The organism is Streptomyces sp. NBC_01410 (assembly GCF_045040195.1).
GTDB lineage: Bacteria > Actinomycetota > Actinomycetes > Streptomycetales > Streptomycetaceae > Streptomyces.
The window spans coordinates 4,222,389-4,241,845 of the sequence record NZ_CP109530.1 but is presented as its reverse complement, the minus strand read 5'-3'; the positions used below and the strand labels follow the sequence as shown (position 1 = coordinate 4,241,845).

The following is a 19,457-nucleotide window of genomic DNA, read 5'->3' as shown; positions in this document are numbered from 1 at the left end:
GTGGCGTACTGCCGGCCCCGCCTCAACAACTTCCCCTCCGGGCACGAGATCTCCCTCGTGGTCGAGAACTGCCCGCTCTGCGGGGAACAGCACGTGCACCCGGGAGGGCTGGCCCGCAGGCCCTTCTACACAGTCCGCTCTGCCCCGTGCTGCGGGCAGTTCATCCCCTCGTGCGCCTACCGCCTGGCCCCGGCGGGGGGTGCGGCGTGACCACGGCCACAGACGCGCGTCAGATCGTCGACGACGCTCCGGCCGAGGCTGGCCCCGCCGAAGAGGCGGAGTTCACAGAAGTCAGTCTGGCGAAACTCACCGAGTGCGCCGTGACGCCCGAGCACGCCCGGTCCAGGGGCGTTATGCCGGTCCGTCACCCCGACCACGTACCCGACTCCATCAACCGGTTCTGGGTCATCGGTACGGGTCGCGGCCCCGGAATGCTCTTCCCCTGGACCGACGGAGACCGTGTCGTCCCGCAGTTCCGCCCGGACAAGCCCGTCGTGAAGGACGACGGGGAAGAGGCCAAGTACATCTTCCCGAAAGACTGCGGAAGCTTCCTGTGGCGTCTCCGGGAGGCAGCTGAGGGCGCGCCGGTCATCTTCTGCGAGGGCGCCCTGAAGGCCCTGGCGGTCGACCAGTGGGCACCCCCGGAGTGGGGTGTTGTCGGATTCCCGGGGGCACACGGCTGGTACGGCACGGACCTTTCGTGGGCGGACGGCCGGAAGATCGCACTCCTGTTCGACGCGGACATTTCCAGCAATCAGCAGGTGCACGACGCCGCGGCGGAAGCCAAAGAAGCGTTCGAGGCCGAGGGCGCCAACGACGTCGTGTTCATCACGCTCCCGGGAGCCAAGGGCAAGGACGGTATCGACGACGTCCTTGGCAAGCGGGACGCAGACAAGCGGACGTCCTATCTGGCCAATCTGGTCAACCGGGCGCAGCAGAACCCGGGCAAGCGTCCGGCGAAAAAGGCTTCCCGCCATTTCGACAACCGCGGCTCACTTCAGGCAGAAACGCTCGCCAAGGACATCCTCAAGGACCACCCATGCGCAGTCTCGGCTGAGAAGAAAGTCGCTGTCTACCAGGGCGGGGTGTTCCAAGTGAACAGCCTCGGGCTGCTGTCGGCCGTGCGGGAAAAGCTTCGTGAGCAGCACAGGCCGGCGCATCTGGTCACGGCGGAACAGTCGCTGCTCGGGCTGCTGTACGGAGCCGGAACGGTACTCCCGGACCGTGTGTCCGAGCCCCTGCTGAACTGCGCGAACGGCATGCTCGACCTGCGCACGGGCGAGCTGAAGGATCACAGTCCGGAGCACCTGTCCAAAACACAGATCCCCGTGGCATGGGACCCGGACGCCACATGCCCCACGTACCTCTCATGGGCAACAGACCGGGTCGGGGACCAGCTGGACGACCTCGAAGAGTCTGTGGCCGTGATGCTGGACCAGTCCAGGACCCCGACCAAGGGCGTGTTCCTCTTCGGGCCCACACGGTCCGGCAAGGGCACCTGGCTGCGCATCCTGCTGGCGATCGCAGGGCTGGACAACACGTCGTCGGTGACGCTGCATGAGCTCGCTGAGGACAAGTTCGCGGCGGCCGACGTCTACGGCCGCATGCTGAACGTTGCGGGCGATCTGAGCGCCAAGGACGTGCAAGACGTGTCCCTGTTCAAGACGCTCACGGGCGAGGACCTCGTACGCGCGCAGCGCAAGCACGGCCACTCCTTCAAGTTCATGTCGACCGCGCTCTTTGCCTTCTCAGCCAACGTGCTGCCCAACGTCTCCGAAGCGTCCGGCGCGTACGTCAACCGGGTCCGGCCGTTCAAGTTCCCCCACTCGTTCGATGGCTACGAGGACCCGTCGATCGAACAGAGGATCATGGCGGAGCTCCCGGGCATCCTTGTCCGCTGGGTGAGGGCGTGGCAGCGCTACACCGAGCGTGGCGGGTACCGGCCGGTCAACGGGGCCGTGGCAAAGGAGTTCACCGAGCAATCTGATCGCGTCGTGCTGTGGCTGAACACGTACTGCCGGGTCACTCCTGCCACAGCAGGAGGCATGCTCCCCGACCAGGACGTAGCCACCGTGACCGACCTGTACAACGCGTTCCGGCTCCAGCAGGAACGGGACGGCGCGTCATGCATGGGCAAGATGCTGTTCAAGAACAAGTTGCTCAGCGTCAAGGGCGTGGCGGAGGTACGGACGCCTAAGCCAAGCCGGAAGCGCGGGGTCAACGCCGTCGTGCTGCCGTTCGGTGGGACCAACGCCCCCGACGATGACGATGACGACGGCCCGGGGGGCAACTCTGGGGGCGACTCCGGGGGCGACTCTGCCCCCTCGGCGGGCAGAGTCGCCCACCCCCAAACCCTCCCGGAACCGGACACAACGGGTACCGAGGGCGCCTCGGTGGGCAAGGTGGGCAACCTTTCACCCACTTCTCGTTCTACGCAAAGTTTGAGCCCTCCGGAGGGTGTGAAAAGTGCCCAGGGTCTAGAGATGGCGAAGGTTGCCCACCCTGCCCACCCCTCACCCGAGGGCGGCCCGGACCGCTCTCAGACACCGTGTAATCGGTGCCAGAAGCCGCAGTGGAACGCATACGGGTCCCCTCTGTGCGGTGCCTGCCGTAGCAGGTACCTGGCTGATGCCCCTGCCAGTCCCCCCGAGCGTGGCTGCGACTACTGCGACAGCACCCCCTACGCCGTTCGCGGCGGTGCCCACCGTGCCAACTGCACCCGCCCCCGCAGGGATCTGCCCGCTCCCCCCGCTCCCCCCGCCTGCGACTACTGCGGGTCTGCCCGGGCCGCCGGAGGAATCCACGAGCTGGGATGCACCCGCCCCCGAAAGGATGTCCGTAATGGCCAGGAATGACCTAGAGACGCGCAGTGCGGCCGTCGCGCTGCTCGCCCGGGGCATGTCGACTGATGCGGTCGGTGCCGAGATCGGGATGAGCGGCCGTCAGATCCGGCGGTGGCGCGATGAACCCGAGTTCCGGGCGGAGGTGGAGGCGGCCCGCCGGGCCGTGCTGGACGAGTCGGTTGCGGCCCTCACCTCCGCAGTCCGCAAGGCCGTCGACACCCTCACCGCGGCCCTAGATGACCCGTCGGCAGTTATCCGTGTGCGGGCCGCCTCGGAGATCGTGCGGGCCCTTCCCCTGCTCGCCTCGCATGCCGAACTGGAGGCACGTCTGGGCGCCCTGGAGTCCCGCCTCAACGCGACGGAGGTACCGGCATGGCAGGCAGCCTGAACGCCCGTGTGGCTCGCCTGGAGCAGCATCTCTCCCCGCCGGCGCCGGACTTGATCGAGCACGTCGCGGCCAAGCTGGACCGGCTCGCGGCCACAGACCCCGACTGGGCGAACGAGCTGCTGATCAGCTTCGGTCTGCGCCCCTGCTACCCCTCCACCCCTGACCCGTTCGGCCCCGACACCTCCGAGGAGAGCAAGTGATGTCACGACGCAAGAGCCGTAAGGCTGCCGAGCAGCCCGTACAGGCGCCCGCAGCCGCTCCGGGCACCGAACCGGCCATGGACGAAATCCGTGCGCTGCGCGAGCGTCTGGACCGCGTAGAGAAGGACCAGTCCCCCCGGGATGCGTGGGCCATGGTGGCGGACCGTCACCGCATCGAGCGGGAGCGGGAGATAGCGGCGCACACGCGAGTCAGCCCGGACACGCCCTGCCAGGCATGCGGTGACGCGGAAGCGGTTCAGCGACGTCTCGTCTCACCGCTGGTGCTCGGTGCCTCGGGGTGGATCTGTGACCCGTGCATGCAGGCTGTGCAGCCGGGATGGGGGACGCAGTCCACCCGAACGCTGAACCGCTCACAGGGTGTTGACCGCCTCGCCTGCCTGGCGGCCGGCCTGGCGGAGTTCACGGAGGGATTCGCGGTCCTGGCCAGCCGCTACGGGCTCACTTTCCAGCTCGCCCAAGACAGCCGCGGTGACGGGGACGGTACCGCGTGGTCCCACCTGAGTGACCTGGCGGAGTGGCGCAGGGTCGGCGAGCTGGCCGTCCGGCGCCATGCCGCAGGGTTCGGTGTCTTCCCGGTGGCCACGCTGCCCACGCCCCCGGAGAAGAGGCTGGGCAGGGTCTGGGACCGGAAGGCTGGTGCCGTCCGTCTGGGCCTGGTGGAGGAGGCTCCCGAGCCTCCTGCGCCCGGGGAACTGGCGGCCCAACTGGCGGCCGAGGAGACCGCCATTGCGCAGACCCTCAAAGACCGGAAGCGCGCAGCCAAGGAAGCCGAGGCAGCGGCTGCCGAGACGGCTCGCCAGGCGGAGGTACGCAGGCACTGGCGAGACCACCAGCGGCAGTTGGAGCGGGAGATCAAGCGGCAGCGTGCTGCGCTCCGCCAGGACCTGCGTACCGCGCTCGGAAGGGGCGGAGCGGCATGAGCGGCAAGGCAGCGCCACCCACCGTCATAGTCATGGCCTGCGCCACCGCTGCGGAGACTCAGGCCCTGGCGCGCAGGGCCGAAGCGGTACACGCCCGGCTGCGGGCCGCGGCCCAGATACCGCCCGGAACGGGCGACGTGGTGACGTACCGGGTGAACCCGCGGGGTGGTCCGAACATCGTCACGCGTACCAGCCCGGCGGAGCGCCGGGAGGTCCGCGCCCGGGCCAATGCTGCGGGGCAGGCCCGGGCGCATTGGCGGGAGGCCGAGAAGTCGTTCGCTCGGCTGGACGCCCAGATCGAGCAGCGAAAGGAGCGGGACGCCGTGTTCCGCTGGCTCATTGACGCAGGCTGGCTCCCGCTCTGACACCGGACACGCAGAGAGCCCCGCCGATGATCCGGCGGGGCTTCTGCATGTCCGGGCGTGTGACCACCCCGTGACCACCCCTCCCGTGACCTGCGGGAACACAGCGACCACCGGATACCGAATCCGCTGGATTCTGTGTCGGGACTTGGGGCCGCACAGGAGAGAGCCCCCGCAGTCACCTGCGGGGGCTCTCTCCTGTGCGGGCTCTGAGAGGGGTCCTGGCCCCGGGCCCCAGACCCCTCTACGGGCCTCTACTTCGCAGGTCAGTGCCCACTACAGGGGGGATCTACCCCTGTAGTGGGCCCCCTCTAGATCCATCCGCCCGGTAGACCCCGGCGGACAGGGCCTAGTTGGGGGCCTCGGTAGAGGGGGAGGGGTCTACCGCCCGCGCAGCAAGGAGCAGTTCCTCGGGCACAGCCGCCTCCAGATCGGCCCGCCGGTACCCGGCAAGGTTCTTGCCCTTGATGTTGATCTGCTTGGTGGTCCGCTTGACCCCGGCGGCGTCCAGCTCGGCGGCGAGCTTGTCGAGATCCCAGTCCCCGTACCGGTCCTCATCGAGGTTGACGAGCCGGGCAAGCAAGTCGACTGAGTGCAGCCTGTCGGAGTGCCGCATCACATCGAGCGTGTCGGAGAGTACGGGCGCAATGGTGACCCCGACCCGTCCGGCTCCGGCCGTCACGTCGCCGGCCGCGTCACCGGTGATCTGCCCGAGCGGCTCGCGCAGCGCACGGCCCTTGAGGCACAGAGCGTTGAACTCAGCCGTGGTGAGCAGATCGTTCTTCACCGTGGCGTGCGATGCGGGCCCGGTGACCAGCACGGTCACGCCCTTGTGGTCCTCGGACAGCAGCGAGGCGTCCGCGCCCATGGCTGCTTTGCCCGAGCCGAGCACCATGTCGCTGCTCGTCTTGTCCGTGACCTGGGTGCAGCAACGGATGGTGATGATCTCCCGGAGCTTGGTCGGCACGGACTTGGCGTCCGGGCGCTGGCTCGCATAGTTGCTGATGAACCCGGCGGCCGGCCCACGCCTGGCGAGCCGCCCGAGGTCATCAACGATCTCCTCGCGCACCTTGTCGTCGACAGCGAGGAAGCATTCTTGCAGCTCATCGACGGTGATGAAGATGAACGGCATCCGGTACTTCTCGATGATTGCCGGAGTGAGCTTGCCCTCGGGGCAGATGGACGTAGGCAGGCCACGGAGCAGGGTGAACCGGCGCTCCATCTCGGCGAGCAGTTCCTTGAGCATTGCGATGAACGCTGCAATCGCGTCGTCCTCGGCGCCAAGGACAAGGCGGTGCGCGACGTGCCGCATCCCCATCCAGTCCTGCCCGCCCTTGAAGTCGGCCACGTAGTGCCGCACCCACGGATCGAGCAGCCCCGCCGCGGTCATCAGCCGTTGCGTGAACGTCTTGCCGCGGCGCGGGAGTCCACCAAAGAACATCGACTGCCACACGACCGGCACCGCGATGCGGTTGCCGCGCGCATCCTGCCCGAACGGCACCGGCTCCCAGATGGAGAACTTCTCCAGCTTGGCCAGTGGCGACGGGACCGGGTCGGCAAGGTAGGGGTCATCGTCCGCCACCCACATCGACACACGGCCAGCATTGCCACCCTTGGCCGCACGGACGCGGGACATGATGACCTGGATCTCATCCACCCCGAGCTCCTGCGCGATGACTTCCCGCTTCGCGAGCACGTCGGACGCGGTCTTACCGCCTCCTCGGGGCATGTCGAAGATGACCGCCCATCCACGGCCGTCGCGTACTGGGCCCATCACGCACGTGACCCGCGGCTGCTCCTTCTCGTCCTTCCCGGCGGCCGTCTTCAGGAGGCCGGCGGCGCGTAGCGCGTCGTTGAGCTGCTGCGCGGACATGTCCACGCGCAGCGGCGGCGCGCCGTGGTCGAGTAGCTGCGTGTCCTTGCCGCGCCCGAGGTAGGCGAGCGGCACCGTGACAGCGGTCCCGATACCGGCCTGGAGCATCGGATCAGCCAGGGTCACACCCACGGCAGCCGCGGCTACGCCTACAGCCGCGGCACCGAAGCGCCACCGCCGGGTACGGGTCCGGTCGGCATGCGCAACTTGCAGCCGTACAGCCAGCTCCACATCCTCGGGCCTGGCCTTGACCTGCGTCCGCAGGGCCTTCACGGCAGCACTGTGGTCCTGTGCGGACAGCGTGGGCCATATGCCCGCGGTGGCCCGGTAGAAGCCGCGTGCGGCCAACAGGACCGTTTTTACGAGGTACTTCGGTGTGCGCACCCCGTGATAGCGGCTGTGCCACCACGTGAGCCGCGCGAGTGCCTGCGCGTTGGCGACGATCGATGCGCCGGAGCGGGCCCACGCGGGCAGTACGGGCGCGTCGGGCACGGTGAGCCAGTCGGCCAGCGGGTTGTCCGGCCGGTCGACCGCCTCGACAACGGCCAGCTCCTCCGGAGCCGCGGCCGGCGCGGGGTCGGGCTGCTTGACCAGCGACACAGGGCCGAAGCTGTCCCACGTGATAGGGGCGGCGTGGCCGTTGAGCGGCCGGAACGTCGTGTCGGTCATGATGGAAGTCCTCTCTCAGGAGATGGGGCCCGGGGCGGCCGAACTTCCTTGGTCGGCGTGCGGCCGTCCCGGGGTTGCTACTTCTTGGCTTCGCGTTCCTCGCGCTTGCGGGCGCCTTCGATCACGCGTTCGACCTTGCGCTGAAGGTCGCCCTGGTAGACGTCGCCCGTGGGGGAGTTGTGGGCGGCGAGCCCGCGCTTGGCCATCCGTGCGACTAGCCAGGTGACCTTGGCTTTCTCGCCCGCGGTGAGCTTCGGTTCACTGGCCACAGCGCACCACCTGTGCAAGCTCCTCGGTCGCCGCGGCGCTCGCCAGCAGCGCCCACGCGGTCGCCTGCTCTGCGGCACCGTCGGCCAGGTCTCCCCCGACGGTGCGGGTGGTGAGCAGCTTCTCTGCCTTCTCGCGATACTCGGCACTGGTCATGGCGTGCCCCTCCGCCGGGTGGTTGCGACGGATCTCGTCGAGCAGCGGCGGGCGGTCGGGGTTGTGCGCGTCGATGTCGGCGGCCAGTGCCTGGATGTACCGGACGCCCGGCTCGTCGCCCGCGGCGACGGCCTTCTCGTAGAAGGCGTGGAGGTCATCACGTGCGGTCATGGCTGGCTCCATTCCGGGGCTGGACTGTCCGGCCCCACCGCACCCCCACGGACGAGCCGCGGAGGACGGAGGGACTGTCAGCCCTTGCCTTTCTGGAAGTCCTGCCAGACGCCCCGCAAGACGAGAACGCAGATGGTCAGGGACACGGCCGCAATGGCGAACGCCATGACGGAGATGGCGAGAGTGACGGCAAGGAACGGGGCGGCGACACCGACCGCGATCCACTTACCGGTGTTGGGCTGCTGCACCGGGGCCGGCGGGTGCTGGCACCCCTGGCGCTGGGTGAGCTGCTGCGCCTGGAGCACGGCAGCAATCAGGGCCAGTTGCTCGGAGTTGTGAGCAGCCTCCACGGCATCCCGGGCTGCCCTTTCGATATCGCTCACGACGCCACCTCCGCCGGAACGAGCGCCATCTGTCCGGGCATCTGCTGGGGTCCGCGAGCCTCATCGAGGCGTGCGAACACCTTCTTCACGTAGGAAGTGGATCGGGTGGCCTGACGGGCCGTATCTGCGACTGAGATGCCCATTACCCAGCAGGCGCGGATGACGTTCGTAGCCGCGTCGGCAGGCAACCTTTCCTGTTGATCACCGGACACCTCCCCGTCGGTGTCCCGACGGGTGACCTCCAGGGCGAACACCTCGCGGTCACCGCAGATGACCAGCGGTTCCACGGTCGGTGCCGCAATCGCAGGCACGGGAGCGACAGCCAGGGGGGCAGACACCCCCCGAGGGGTGTCTGAGGACACCTCCGCCCGCTCAATGACAGTCGTGGCAACAGGCCCCGGGGTGACCTCCCGGGCCCGCCCGGTGAGTGCCTGGTGTACCTGGCGCATCAGCGCGCCGAACGCGAGCAGAGCAGCCGTGGGCGGAACCGCGGCCACCACGTAGGCCAGGGGCTCGGCATGCTGACCGACACCCGCCACGTTCAGCGAGATGGACCCACCCGAGCCGAGGACAGTCAGGGCGATGGCCCACAGGTCGACGCGGTGAGCGAGGGCGGCGCGCAGCCACATGGTCTCGCCCGCAATGATGAACAGATCCAGGCAGGCAGGCCAGGCCCACGCCCGTACAGGGGCGCCACCGAGACCATGCCCGAGGGCGACCATCGCCAGGTGCGCGTAGGACAGCCAGAACGCCGTAGCGGTCAGGGCGATGATGACCAGTCCGGCCGCGACTGCCAGTGCCCGGGAGGGGTCGATGCGCGTCATGCCGCCACCGCCTTCGGGTTGCCAGCGGCCAGCCGCTCACCATGGAACGAGAGGACGTGTGCGAGCGGCATTTCGCCCGCGTTCGGTACCCGCACAGGGACACCCAGCAGTCCGTGCCCGGCAGCCTGGCGGTACAGGCCCCGCAGCTCCTCCGCGTCGGTCGCCTCGATTGCGGCTCGCATCGCGTTGTGGGCCGCTTCAACGAGCCTGTCGGGCTCGGGCGCTGCGGTCGGCTGTACGGGCTTCTGCGGGGCCGTGGGCTCCGTGACGGCCGGGGGCTCCGGGTGGTCACGGTCACCGTCGTCGATGCTGCGCCCGTCCACAGGGATCATCAGCACCTGAAGCAGGAAGTACTTCAGCGCTGCGGACATGGCCTTGTTCGTGGCCTTGTCGGCGAAGTCGGACGCTTCCCCGGGCACGGTGGCTTCCAGGCAGTCACCGGACGGCCCGTAGACGCGGTACCGCATGGTGATGCGGACGGTCGTCATCTTCTCGCCGTGCCGCTCAGAGGTCTTCTCGATCACCTCGGGGAGGATGAATACGCCGTGGGCGCGCATCGGTCCGGCGACGGCCGACATCAGGTCGTCGATGCCCCGGAAGCGGTAGCGCTGGGAGTTGTTGACCTGGTCCTTGCCGACGGGGACGACGTCACGCATGACGCACGCCAGGGCTTCGTGTACGCGGAGGTTGGGCGTGAGGGTTGTACGGTCATTCATGGGTCAGGACTCCTTGATCAGAAGGTGTTCGGATCAAGGCGCCGTTCGGTGGTTGCACACCGTGCGGCGCCGCTGCGTGTCGGAGGTGGTCACGTGGTCACGCGAGTGGTCACGGATGCCCTGTAGAGGGCCGACACAGAACGGCACCGGACGGTGGGGCTCTGGCCTGCTGGCCTGCGGGGATGTGAGGAGTCGTCACTCGTCATCACCCGGCGGCACGATCAGGGGTGAACTTTTAATCCGTTGGTTGTGGGTTCGAGTCCCACACGGCCTACCTGCGGCAGGGAGGGGAGATTCCCTCTGACCTGCTACTTAGCGCCTCGACCGGCTTCCGCCGGTCGGGGCGCTTCGTCGTTTCCTGCCGCGTGCGTGAGCGGACGGCCCGGCAGCACGGGTGGGCGGACCGGGTGAGTTGCCGTGCGTGCGGTTGCGCCTCACCCGGTGCCGATGGGGCGGACTACCACTGATTGAGGGGAAGGGCGACGTCGAAGACCTGGCGGTTGGCGGGGAAGGCGCCGGCGTCGGTGGCCGCCCCGGTGAGCGGGTTGACCTCGTAGAAGCGGTAGGAGCCGTTGGTGGCGAGGGCGGCGAAGCCTCGGTTGCTGGCCACCTTGGACGAGAAGTAGATGTCGAAGCCCGCGCTGGGCCCGGCGTCCACCCCGAGGCTTCCGGTGGGGGCGAGGGTGCCGGAGTTGGCCGGGGACTGCAGCGAGACGCGGTCGTTGGTGGTGTCGATGTCGAACAGGCTGGTGGCTGTTGCCGTGTCGAGGTCGTTGTTGGTGTAGGCGGCCCCGGTCACGCCGAGGGCCGGTCCAACGGCAGGTGGGTTGGTGAGGTCGGTGTCGGCGACGGTGCCGCCAATGGCGACGTTGACGTTGTGGCGCAGGTTCTGCCCGGTGTCGCTGATGATCCGCAGCCGGTCTGCGGCCGGGTTGAAGTCCACCCCGAAGAAGGCGCCTTGAAGGGCGATGCTCAGCTGGGACACCTGAGTCGCCACGGCGTTCGAGGTATCGATGGTGTAGACGCCGCCGGCGTTGCCGACGCCGTAGAGCAGGCCGTTCTGGACGCGGTAGTCGATACCGACCAGAGCTGTGTCGCCCACCAGGCCGGTGACGGTTCCGATCGAGGTGACAGTGCCTGGTCTGCTGGTGCGGAACTGCACCAGACGCTGGTCGCCGGTCAGCCCGGTCACCTTCAGACCTTGGCTGCTTTCACCGAGGTCGGGGCCGGCGGCCAGGGCGGGAACGGCGGTGGACAGGGCAGCGGTGAGCGCCACCGCGAGGACTGCCTTGCGCATGAAATCTCCAACGGAGTCGAGGCGCCCGCTCAGCCGGGGCGCCACCCCTACGACGAAAACAGCCAGCCATCCCCCGGGCACATCGAGTACGGCCATACGGCGGCATAGACGGCCGTGTTGCCGCCCTCGGAGGGGGCCTACCCGCACACGCGGCGCCCCGACCGGTCTTCACCGGTCGGGGCGCCGCGTCGTTTCCGGCTGTTGTCGCAGGGCGTCGTCCGCTCCCGCGCCGGGCGTCAGCCGGTCATCGTGTCCCGCTTCACGACGCACAGCGCCCAGATGACGAACGCGTACAGGGCGATACAGATGACCGACCAGACCGGGTAGTACGGCAGCGACAGGAAGTTCGCGATGATGAGCATTCCCGCGACCGCGATGCCGATGATCCGTGCCCAGAGCGGGGCCCTGAACAGGCTCACACCCACGAGGATGGCTACGGCTCCGAGGATCAGGTGGAACCAGCCCCAGCCGGTCACGTCGTACTGGAACGTGTAGTTCGGTGTCCGTACGAAGATGTCGTCCTCGGCGATGCCCATGATGCCTCGGAAGAGGTCCATGACACCGGTGATGATCAGCATGACCGCGGCGAACACCACGAGCCCGCCGGCTGCCGCCTGTGCTCCCTCGGAGCGATGGTGAATTGTCTGTGCCATGACGTTTCCTCTACTCCCGTACTCCTGAGATCGGTCACGTACTCCCGAGGGGGTCAGCGCAGGATCTTTTCCTTGGCCGCCTGGAACTCGGCCTCGGTCAGATCACCCTTGGCCTTGAGCTCGGACAGCTTGGCGAGCTCGTCCGCCCCGCTCCCGGCGTCTGGGGAACCGGCCGTCTCCCGGATGTAGGTGTCCACGGCTGCCTGCTGTTCCTGCGCGTGCCGGATTTCGCGCTTGCCCATCTGGTTGCCCCGGACGATCACGTACACCAGGACGCCGAGGAACGGGATGATCAGCACGAAGAGCAGCCATGCCGTCTTGGCCCATCCGCTCATCTCGTGGTCACGGAAGATGTCGATGATGATCCGGAACAGGAGCATCAGCCAGATGATCCAGAGGAAGATCCACATCACGGTCCAGAAGGCGCCCAGCACGGGATAGTCGTACGCCAGGACCAGATCGCCAGCCATAGCTCTCCTCCTGCCTCGCTTTCGGACCCCAGGGGTCCGCTTGTTTCCAGACTCCTCGTTTCCCCCCGCGAGCCCTCACCCGTCACGGGTGAATCCGCAGGACTTGCCGACCCGCATCAGACGGTCTCCGCGGTGACCCGTCCCGTGCGCACAGCGTCGGTCAGGGCCTGGAAATCGCGCTCGTTCTGGTCGGCGTAGAGCTCGGCGAACTCCGCCAGCGCCCGGTCGAAGGAGTCGTTGCTGCCGAGGTAGGCGGAGATGGCGATCCGGTCGCCGGAGCGGGCGTGGGCGCGGGCCAGCGTGATACCGCAGAGCGTGCCGAAGAACTCCATCTGGTTCGCGTTCATGAGCTCGGGCCGGGCGATGCCCTTCCAGTCGCGCAGCTGGCGGACGTAGAAGTCGCGCTGCAGACCGTCCATGCCCGTGACGTGCTCCCAGCCGAGGAAGATGTCGCCGGCGGCCTGCATGAGCCGCTGTCCGGACACCACGCGCTCGCCCTGGTTCTCGTACTGGCCGGCACCGGCGTATGGGGCCAGCACTGACTGGTCGGCCTCCTTGGCCTGCAGCAGCAGCGGGTCCTCGTCGTCCCTGCCGAGCATGAGCAGCACCCAGCAGCGGGTGCCCACGCTGCCGACTCCGACCACCTTGCGGGCGATGTCCACCATCCGGAACTGATGCAGCAGATGCCGCCGGTCGGACGCGAGGGTGGTGCCGTACCGCTGGACGAGCAGACGTAGCTCCTGCTCCAGCACATGGCGCTCGACGTCGGGGAGCAGATCCTGCAGCGGCACGATCAACGGCGGGTCGGCCGTGATCCGGCGGTTGCCGTCGACGACGCTCGTGAGCTTCCTGAACGCCTGCTGAGCGTCGCGGGTGCGGGCGGTGGTCAGTGCCTGGGACATCCTTTCGCGGGCGTTCTTGCCCAGCGACTCGGGCATGAGCCCGCGGAGCTGCTCGGTGTCGGCCTGGGTGTACCAGACATCGAGGTTGCCGATCCCGGCGAAGCCGCGCATCGCGTCCCGGTACGCCCGCACCGTGCCCCGTACGACGCTGCCGCGATGCTTGGCCGAGAAGCCGTTGGCGCGGCCGGCGATCACGAGACTGGCCGTGAGCCGTTTGACGTCCCACTCCCACGGGCCCGGCAGCGTCTCGTCGAAGTCGTTGATGTCGAATACCAGATGCCGTTCGGGGGAGGCCAGCAGCCGGAAGTTCAGCAGGTGTGCGTCCCCGCAGAGCTGCGCGTAGATCCCGGTGTGGGGCGCGGCGCCCAGGTCGGAGGCCATGATCGCGGCGGCGCCGCGATAGAAGCGGAACGGTGATTCCGTCATCCGGCCGTAGCGGATGGGAACGAGCTCCGGGACGCGAGTGGCGGACTGGCGCTCGATGATCTCGACGGGTCCGGTCCGGTCCGACGGCGGATCGAACTCGGCATGGCTGGATCGTGGCACCCGGGCGCGGGCGGCCTTGCCGATGGCGGCCCGCTCCTGGGGTGTCAGGTGTTCGCCCGGTGTCGTACGGGGGCCCTGTGTCGTCTGCGGGCCCGGTGTCGTGGCTGTCATCGCGCACTCCTTGCCGCTGGGGGGACCGGTCAGTCCGGCAGTCGGCGCATCTCCACCATGTGCAGGCCCAAGTCCTGGAAGCGCATGAGCAGTCCGTACAGATGCGCCTCGTCGGTCACGGGGCCGAAGAGCAGCGTCTGCGGCGCGGCGGCGACTTCCTCCAGCTCGGGGAAGGCCTCTGCGATGGGCCTGGACAGGCGGCCGGTGACGCGGAACTCGTAACGCATGCCCGCACTCCCCATCGGTCCTCGGGGGATCGTCTTTCCTGCATGCTGTCCGAGAGGCGACGGGCTCGGCATCACCCGGAGGAGGTGAGCGCGCGGTCGCCGCTCAGAGCAGGTGGAACTCCTTTGCCCGGCGGACCGCGTCGCGGCGCCGGGACACTGACAACTTGCGGTAGATGCTCCTTAGATGAGTCTTGACCGTATTGACAGATACGTACAGCTCTGAGGCGATTTCTTCGGTCGACATCATCTGTGCCGCCTGCCGCAGCACATCGCATTCGCGGTCGCTGAGCGTCTCGACGGGACCCGGGTGCACGGGGCCGCCGTCCGGGTGCGGCACGCCGTTGACCAGCTCGGGCGGGTGGCCGTCGACCGGCTCGGGCCGGTGTGCCAGCAGCTGCCGGAGCCAGGGAGAGGCTTCCGGGATGTCGGCGGGCATGCCTGCGAAGAGCCGTTCCATCCGGTGGGTGTCAGGGCTGTTGAGCGGGCCGCAGAGTGCGACGTGGTCGAGGACCAGGGAGGCGGCGTGCTCCCAGTCCCCGGCGGCGGCCGCGTGTTCCGCGGCCTCGACGATCAGGCCGGTTTCGGCGAACCAGCGGGCCGCGAGCCGGTGCAGCTTCGGTTCGAGACCCGGGTGATGGCTGCGCAGATACGCCTGGAGAACCTCGGCGAACAGCGGGTGGAAGCGGCACCAGGGGGTGTTGCCGATCGGCTCCACGAAGGCGTTGGCGTGGGTGAGAGCGGCCAGGATCCCCTCGCCGTCCTCGCGTCCGGTCAGCAGGTTCGCCAGCCGGGGGTGCACACGGTCCAGGATGCTCGTGCGCACCAGCAGGTCCTGGGTGGCGGCCGGCTGGGCGTCGACGACCTCGGCGAGCAGATAGTCGGCAACGGCACTCTGGGACAGGGCGAACGAGCGGGCGAAGCCGGCCGGATCGTCGGTCTGCTGCATGGCCAGGGCACACAGCCGCAGTCCGGCTGCCCAGCCCTCGGTCCGCCGGGTGAGGGTGTCGGCTGTCTCCGCCGACGGGACGAGGCCGTGCCGCCGCAGCAGCGTCGCCGTCTCGTGGCGGGTGAACGCCAGGTCGGCGCCGCGGATCTCGCAGATGCTGCCCTCGGCGCGATGGCGGTGCAGGGGGAGCAGCGGGTCGACCCGGCTGGTCACCACCAGGCGCAGCTGCGGCCCCGCGTGCCGCAGGACGAAGTCCAGGCCCGAGGCAACCTCGCGGTCGGGTACCCGGTCGAGGCCGTCGAGTACGAGAACCACCGGCTCGGGCAGCCGGGCCAGCGCGGAGGCGAAACGGACCAGCAGGGAACGGTCGACGCTGTCGGCGCGGGCCGGGGAGCCCACGACGGCCGGCAGCGTCAGCGGGTGATGTCTGAAGGCTTCGAGGACGTAGACCCAGAACACGCCGGGAGCGCTGTCGTCGTCCTCCAGGGTCAGCCACACGACGGGGTGCGCTGCCGCCGCCCTGGCCGCCCAGGAGGCGGCGAGCACGGTCTTCCCGGCGCCGGCGGGACCTGTGATCAGGGTGAGCGGTCCCGCCGTTCCCTCGGTGAGCCGGTCCAGCAGGCGCTTGCGGCGTACGAACGTCCCGGGAATCACGGGTACGGAGAATTTCGCGGCCAACAGCGGGTCACCGGCCGGAGTCAGCTGTGACCCTGTGGAGCTGGGGGGCATGGCGACCACCATCCGGCTGTCGGCTGCTGTGTCCTGCCGACCGGACGGAGCGTGCCGGTCGGCGCAGGCGGACGTCGTGCCGACGGCACTCGAAGGAACACGTCAATCTTCACCGCGGCGGTCAGTGATCGCCAGGCAGGGGATCACCACCGCCCGCGGGGGCGACCCGGTTGCGGCCCGTCGCGGCCAGCAGGGAGATCACGGCGAGGACCGCGAGCAGGATGAGTACGAGGAGCAGCACGGTCGCCACGGTCGGGTGGTTCCACAGGGCGAAGATCAGGGCCAGCAGGAGAAGCACCCCGACGGTGATCCAGTGGCGGTACTTGTTCGTCCAGGTGCCCACGGGGCCGGTGTTCACTCCGTGCGCGCCGCCCCAGCGGGCCACGGAGTCGGCGGTGCGCTCGGCCGTGGCCCGCACGGCGCGGGGCAGCCGTCCGGGTCCGATCAGATAGGCGCCGAGAGCGATGATCACGCCGAGCACGATCACGGTGCGCAGGGTGACGCGAAGGAAGCGCAGGAGGGTGTCGAAGATCGCCGCGGCGGCGGCATCGGACTGCACCTGGTTGGGCAGGTGGTCGAGGTAGTAGCGACGGGCGATCACCAGCACGATGGCAACGATCAGGCAGGCCACGGCGGCACCGAGAGCGGTCTTGGCCAGGGCGCGTCTGCGGTGATGGGCGAGCAGCACACCTGCCGCGCCGAGAAGCACAGTGATGATCGGCATCCAGTTGCCGAGCACATCGAGCGCGTGTGCGGCGTCCTGGATCTTGGCGAGCTTGTCGGACTTGAAGAGGACCAGGGTCTTGTTGACGTCGGGAATCTTCGAGGCCGGCTGCAGTCCCGCGTCGACGAGGTCCTTCTTGACGGTCTCCACGACCGTGCCGACGCTGAGGGTGACGGTCCCTTCCTCGACGCCGACGGCCCCTCGCCCCTTGCCGGTGAGCGCGTGGACGACGGCCGAGTGGCCGGCGCGGTTGACGTCGGTCCAGATCGTCTCGAACCTGTCGCTCTCGACGAAGCGGCGGGCAATCTTCTCGACCGCACTGTCCACGGCCGATTCCAGCTGTGGAGCGAAGCCCTTGACGGCGGTCGCGGCGGCGGGAGGCAGCCCCTGCGACTGGAGCCAGTCCGCGACATTGGTGGTGAACTGCTTGGCGTCGAAACGGACGTTCACCGCCTGGACCGCGCGGTTCACCGCGGCGTCCTCGATCGCCTTATTGCTCGCCAGGGGAGCGACCGTTTCGACGTACCGGTCGGTGTCGAGTGCGATGTCGTGCACCCAGACGGTCAGTACGGAGAGTGGGACGAGGATGCACGTGAGGACGATGAGGACGGCCGAGGACACCTTCCTGGTGATCCGTTCGGCGGTGGAGGCGACGCGTCCACCGCCCTTCGGCGCGCCCTCGCTCGCAGGGCTCGCTGGTTCCTGAGGTGGTTCCGGCGGGCTTGTCATCCGTAGCTCCTGCGTCAGGGCCGTGGGCGTCGTGGGGCTGCTGCCTCTGGTCCATTTCCGCCCATGTCCTCGGGTACGGCACGTCCGGACAGGCCGAACGAGCGAATCGCGGGAGCCCGGTCCCCTCTGTCAGGCGGCCAGGTAGTCGCCGGTGACGAGACGGTGGGTGAGGAGGGCGGTGCTGCCGTCGGGGGTGGTGACACACACCTCGAACCGCAGGTGCTTGCCCTCGGGCACGTCGGCGTTGTGGAGGAACTGATGGCCGCCCGAGCCGCCCGTGATGGTGATGTCGCCGTATCCGGACTTGCCGGAGCCGTCGGGGTCGGTGGCGTAGAACCGGCCGTCCATGCGGCTGCCGGCGGGGGCGCCCGTGATGGTGAGCTGGACGTACACCGGGCCGATCAGGGTGCGCGGCCCGGCGTGGATGACGGCGTCCTTGAAAGCGAGAGGGACCCAGTCCCCGGACGGCAGCTCGACGTCGATGGCGTTCGCTTCGTACAGCTTCGCGATGGGCATGTCCGGCTCCTGGGGCGGGTCGGTGTCGGTGGCGCGGGCGACGATCCCGGGGAACACGACCTCGCGGAACTGCTTCACGCGGGCGTCGCCGGGGCAGGCGGTGCCGGATACGGCCCACTCGGGGTGGAGGCGGTGGTAGCCGTAGCCGGGGTCGTCATGGGTGCGGCAGATCCTGAGCGGGACGCCGTGGTGCTGGTGCAGCCATACGCCGACGCGGATGAGCTGCGCGACCTGCTCGTCCGTCCAAGGGTCGGTCCCGCTGGTGTTGCTGGCGGTCTCGACCGACACGGCACCGGTCCCGTCGGGGCGGCGGTTGGCCTGGTAGTTGGCGTCGGCGCGGGTCTCCGTGCCGATGTACTGGCCGAGATCGCCCACGTATCCGAGGCCGAAGTGGGATTCGAGGCTCGAACTGTCGCGCCAGTACTCGTAGATACGCCTCGCCGTCCAGGGGGCGATGATCGAGTGGACGATGAACTGCGTCGGCCGGATGGCCGGTTGACCGTCGGACTCGGGCTGGAGCTCGTACTTGGTGGCGCCGGGATACCAGGCCATGGGTCCTCCCATCAGGAGCTGCGCCGTGCCGTTCTCTGGCGGGATCCCCTGTTCCGGCGGGCGTTACGCCTGACTGGCGATTCCACGCCATCTGATTCCGCGTCAGTCCCTTGTGGCCCGGGGGGGCAAGGAGTGCGAGAACCCGGAGTGTTCGCCGAGGAAGGACGACGTCCGAATTCCGCCGGAAACCACTCCGCAGCCGGCGCAGGCTCGTACGTAACCGGCGCAGGCTCGTACGTAACCGGCGCAGGCTCTTGGCGTAACCGACGGAGGAACGAACCATGACCCCGACAACCCTGTCCGCGGGCCGCGCGAGCGAGCGTGTGGCCGCGGGCGACTGGCACCGCATCGCCGACGAGCTGAACGAGTACGGCAGCGCGCTCACCCCGCGGATCCTCAACCCCGCCGAGTGCCGGGCGATCGCCGCGCTGTACGACGACGAAGAGCGCTTCCGCTCGACCGTCGACATGGCCCGCCACCGCTTCGGCTCGGGCCAGTACCGCTACTTCGCCCATCCGCTGCCGGACCTGGTACGGGAGTTGCGCGAGGCGTTCTACCCGCGTCTGCTGCCGATCGCCCGCGACTGGGCCGGGAAGCTGGGCCGGCCCGCGCCCTGGCCCGACACGCTGGAGGAGTGGCTGGGCATGTGCCATGACGCGGGACAGTCCAGGTCGGCCCAGATCCTGCTGCGCTACGGACCCGGCGACTGGAACGCCCTGCACCGGGACGTTTTCGGCGACGCGGTCTTCCCGCTCCAGGTCGTCATCGGCCTGGACACCCCCGGGACCGACTACTGCGGCGGCGAGTTCCTGATGGTCGAGCAGCGTCCGCGTGCCCAGTCCCGGGGCTCGTCGACCACGCTGCCCCAGGGCCACGGTCTGGTCTTCACCACCCGCGACCGGCCGGTGCGCTCGGCGCGCGGCTGGTCGGCCGGACCCATGCGGCACGGCGTGAGCACCGTCCGCTCGGGCCGCAGGCGCACGCTCGGCCTGGTCTTCCACGACGCGGCCTGACGGGTCCCGCTGCCGCACTGGCCAGGTCGGACCGCGCCTGCAACCGCCGGGCGGTACGCCACGTCTTTACCAGTACGTCCGAGGTCTCCTCAGGATCCCTGGAGGGGCCGCCGCATCGGCAAACGCTCATTCGGGCATCACGGCCCGACGGTAGCCAGCCCGCGAGTAGACCCGAGCCCGACGGTCCCTCCCGGCGCGCACCCGACAGCGGTCCCGCCGGCGCCCCCGGCCTGTGCGCGTGCTCCCGAC

The 19,457-nt window shown here is 69.0% G+C and carries 20 protein-coding genes; 6 read left to right on the top strand and 14 right to left on the bottom strand.

Annotated features, from left to right (window positions below; all coding sequences use genetic code 11):
• The first annotated feature begins 206 nt into the window (after nt 1-206).
• Genes OG741_RS19360 through OG741_RS19340 form a run of 5 tightly spaced genes read left to right on the top strand, consistent with a single transcriptional unit; the run spans nt 207 to nt 4,737 of the window.
• Nucleotides 207-2,855 (top strand): phage/plasmid primase, P4 family, encoded by a 2,649-nt coding sequence (locus OG741_RS19360; RefSeq protein ID WP_405599562.1) that lies wholly within the window; start codon nt 207-209, stop codon nt 2,853-2,855.
• Complete coding sequence (locus OG741_RS19355) at nt 2,842-3,231, top strand: helix-turn-helix domain-containing protein (RefSeq protein ID WP_405599559.1); 390 nt, start codon at nt 2,842-2,844, stop codon at nt 3,229-3,231. Before OG741_RS19360 ends, OG741_RS19355 begins: the two co-directional genes overlap by 14 nt.
• Nucleotides 3,216-3,431 carry a hypothetical protein gene (locus OG741_RS19350; protein WP_405599556.1) on the top strand — a complete coding sequence of 72 codons (216 nt, stop codon included), beginning with the start codon at nt 3,216-3,218 and terminating at the stop codon, nt 3,429-3,431. The genes OG741_RS19355 and OG741_RS19350 overlap by 16 nt, the downstream gene beginning before the upstream one ends.
• Complete coding sequence (locus tag OG741_RS19345; protein WP_405599554.1) at nt 3,431-4,372, top strand: hypothetical protein; 942 nt, start codon at nt 3,431-3,433, stop codon at nt 4,370-4,372. The genes OG741_RS19350 and OG741_RS19345 overlap by 1 nt, the downstream gene beginning before the upstream one ends.
• Nucleotides 4,369-4,737, top strand: a complete 369-nt coding sequence (locus OG741_RS19340) for a hypothetical protein (protein ID WP_405599552.1) — start codon at nt 4,369-4,371, stop codon at nt 4,735-4,737. The genes OG741_RS19345 and OG741_RS19340 overlap by 4 nt, the downstream gene beginning before the upstream one ends.
• A 346-nt stretch (nt 4,738-5,083) precedes the next feature.
• Here the strand turns inward: OG741_RS19340 and OG741_RS19335 are convergent, their stop codons facing one another.
• From OG741_RS19335 to OG741_RS19270, 14 genes are all read right to left on the bottom strand, one after another.
• Nucleotides 5,084-7,276 carry a cell division protein FtsK gene (locus tag OG741_RS19335; protein ID WP_405599549.1) on the bottom strand — a complete coding sequence of 731 codons (2,193 nt, stop codon included), beginning with the start codon at nt 7,274-7,276 and terminating at the stop codon, nt 5,084-5,086.
• A gap of 77 nt (nt 7,277-7,353) precedes the next feature.
• The gene (locus OG741_RS19330; protein ID WP_405599547.1) at nt 7,354-7,545 is read right to left on the bottom strand and encodes a DUF6257 family protein; all 192 of its coding nucleotides are present in this window, start codon (nt 7,543-7,545) and stop codon (nt 7,354-7,356) included.
• Nucleotides 7,535-7,870 (bottom strand): hypothetical protein, encoded by a 336-nt coding sequence (locus OG741_RS19325; protein ID WP_405599545.1) that lies wholly within the window; start codon nt 7,868-7,870, stop codon nt 7,535-7,537. The genes OG741_RS19330 and OG741_RS19325 overlap by 11 nt, the downstream gene beginning before the upstream one ends.
• A 77-nt stretch (nt 7,871-7,947) precedes the next feature.
• Nucleotides 7,948-8,253: a hypothetical protein gene (locus OG741_RS19320; protein WP_405599543.1), complete on the bottom strand. Its 306-nt coding sequence runs from the start codon at nt 8,251-8,253 to the stop codon at nt 7,948-7,950.
• Entirely contained in the window at nt 8,250-9,077 is an 828-nt protein-coding gene (locus tag OG741_RS19315; protein ID WP_405599540.1) for a DUF2637 domain-containing protein, read from the bottom strand. The genes OG741_RS19320 and OG741_RS19315 overlap by 4 nt, the downstream gene beginning before the upstream one ends.
• A complete protein-coding gene (locus OG741_RS19310; RefSeq protein WP_405599538.1) occupies nt 9,074-9,793 on the bottom strand; it encodes an ERF family protein in 720 nt (239 codons plus the stop codon). Before OG741_RS19310 ends, OG741_RS19315 begins: the two co-directional genes overlap by 4 nt.
• A 457-nt stretch (nt 9,794-10,250) precedes the next feature.
• Nucleotides 10,251-11,090, bottom strand: coding sequence for a DUF4394 domain-containing protein (locus OG741_RS19305; protein ID WP_405599536.1), 840 nt, complete (start codon nt 11,088-11,090; stop codon nt 10,251-10,253).
• A gap of 236 nt (nt 11,091-11,326) precedes the next feature.
• On the bottom strand, nt 11,327-11,743 hold the full coding sequence (locus tag OG741_RS19300) for a hypothetical protein (protein WP_405599534.1): 417 nt from the start codon (nt 11,741-11,743) through the stop codon (nt 11,327-11,329).
• 53 nt (nt 11,744-11,796) lie between these two features.
• Nucleotides 11,797-12,213 carry an SHOCT domain-containing protein gene (locus tag OG741_RS19295; RefSeq protein ID WP_405599532.1) on the bottom strand — a complete coding sequence of 139 codons (417 nt, stop codon included), beginning with the start codon at nt 12,211-12,213 and terminating at the stop codon, nt 11,797-11,799.
• Nucleotides 12,214-12,329: 116 nt separating this feature from the next.
• Nucleotides 12,330-13,772: a DUF2252 domain-containing protein gene (locus OG741_RS19290; protein WP_405599531.1), complete on the bottom strand. Its 1,443-nt coding sequence runs from the start codon at nt 13,770-13,772 to the stop codon at nt 12,330-12,332.
• Nucleotides 13,773-13,801: 29 nt separating this feature from the next.
• The gene (locus OG741_RS19285; protein WP_328675365.1) at nt 13,802-13,999 is read right to left on the bottom strand and encodes a hypothetical protein; all 198 of its coding nucleotides are present in this window, start codon (nt 13,997-13,999) and stop codon (nt 13,802-13,804) included.
• 103 nt (nt 14,000-14,102) lie between these two features.
• Nucleotides 14,103-15,674, bottom strand: coding sequence for a LuxR C-terminal-related transcriptional regulator (locus OG741_RS19280; RefSeq protein ID WP_405599527.1), 1,572 nt, complete (start codon nt 15,672-15,674; stop codon nt 14,103-14,105).
• 121 nt (nt 15,675-15,795) lie between these two features.
• Nucleotides 15,796-17,127, bottom strand: coding sequence for a hypothetical protein (locus OG741_RS19275; protein ID WP_405599525.1), 1,332 nt, complete (start codon nt 17,125-17,127; stop codon nt 15,796-15,798).
• A gap of 129 nt (nt 17,128-17,256) precedes the next feature.
• Nucleotides 17,257-18,195 (bottom strand): N-acetylmuramoyl-L-alanine amidase, encoded by a 939-nt coding sequence (locus OG741_RS19270; protein WP_405599523.1) that lies wholly within the window; start codon nt 18,193-18,195, stop codon nt 17,257-17,259.
• Nucleotides 18,196-18,476: 281 nt separating this feature from the next.
• Here OG741_RS19270 and OG741_RS19265 point away from each other — a divergent pair, with 281 nt between their 5' ends.
• On the top strand, nt 18,477-19,208 hold the full coding sequence (locus tag OG741_RS19265; RefSeq protein ID WP_405599521.1) for a 2OG-Fe(II) oxygenase: 732 nt from the start codon (nt 18,477-18,479) through the stop codon (nt 19,206-19,208).
• Nucleotides 19,209-19,457 lie beyond the last annotated feature (249 nt).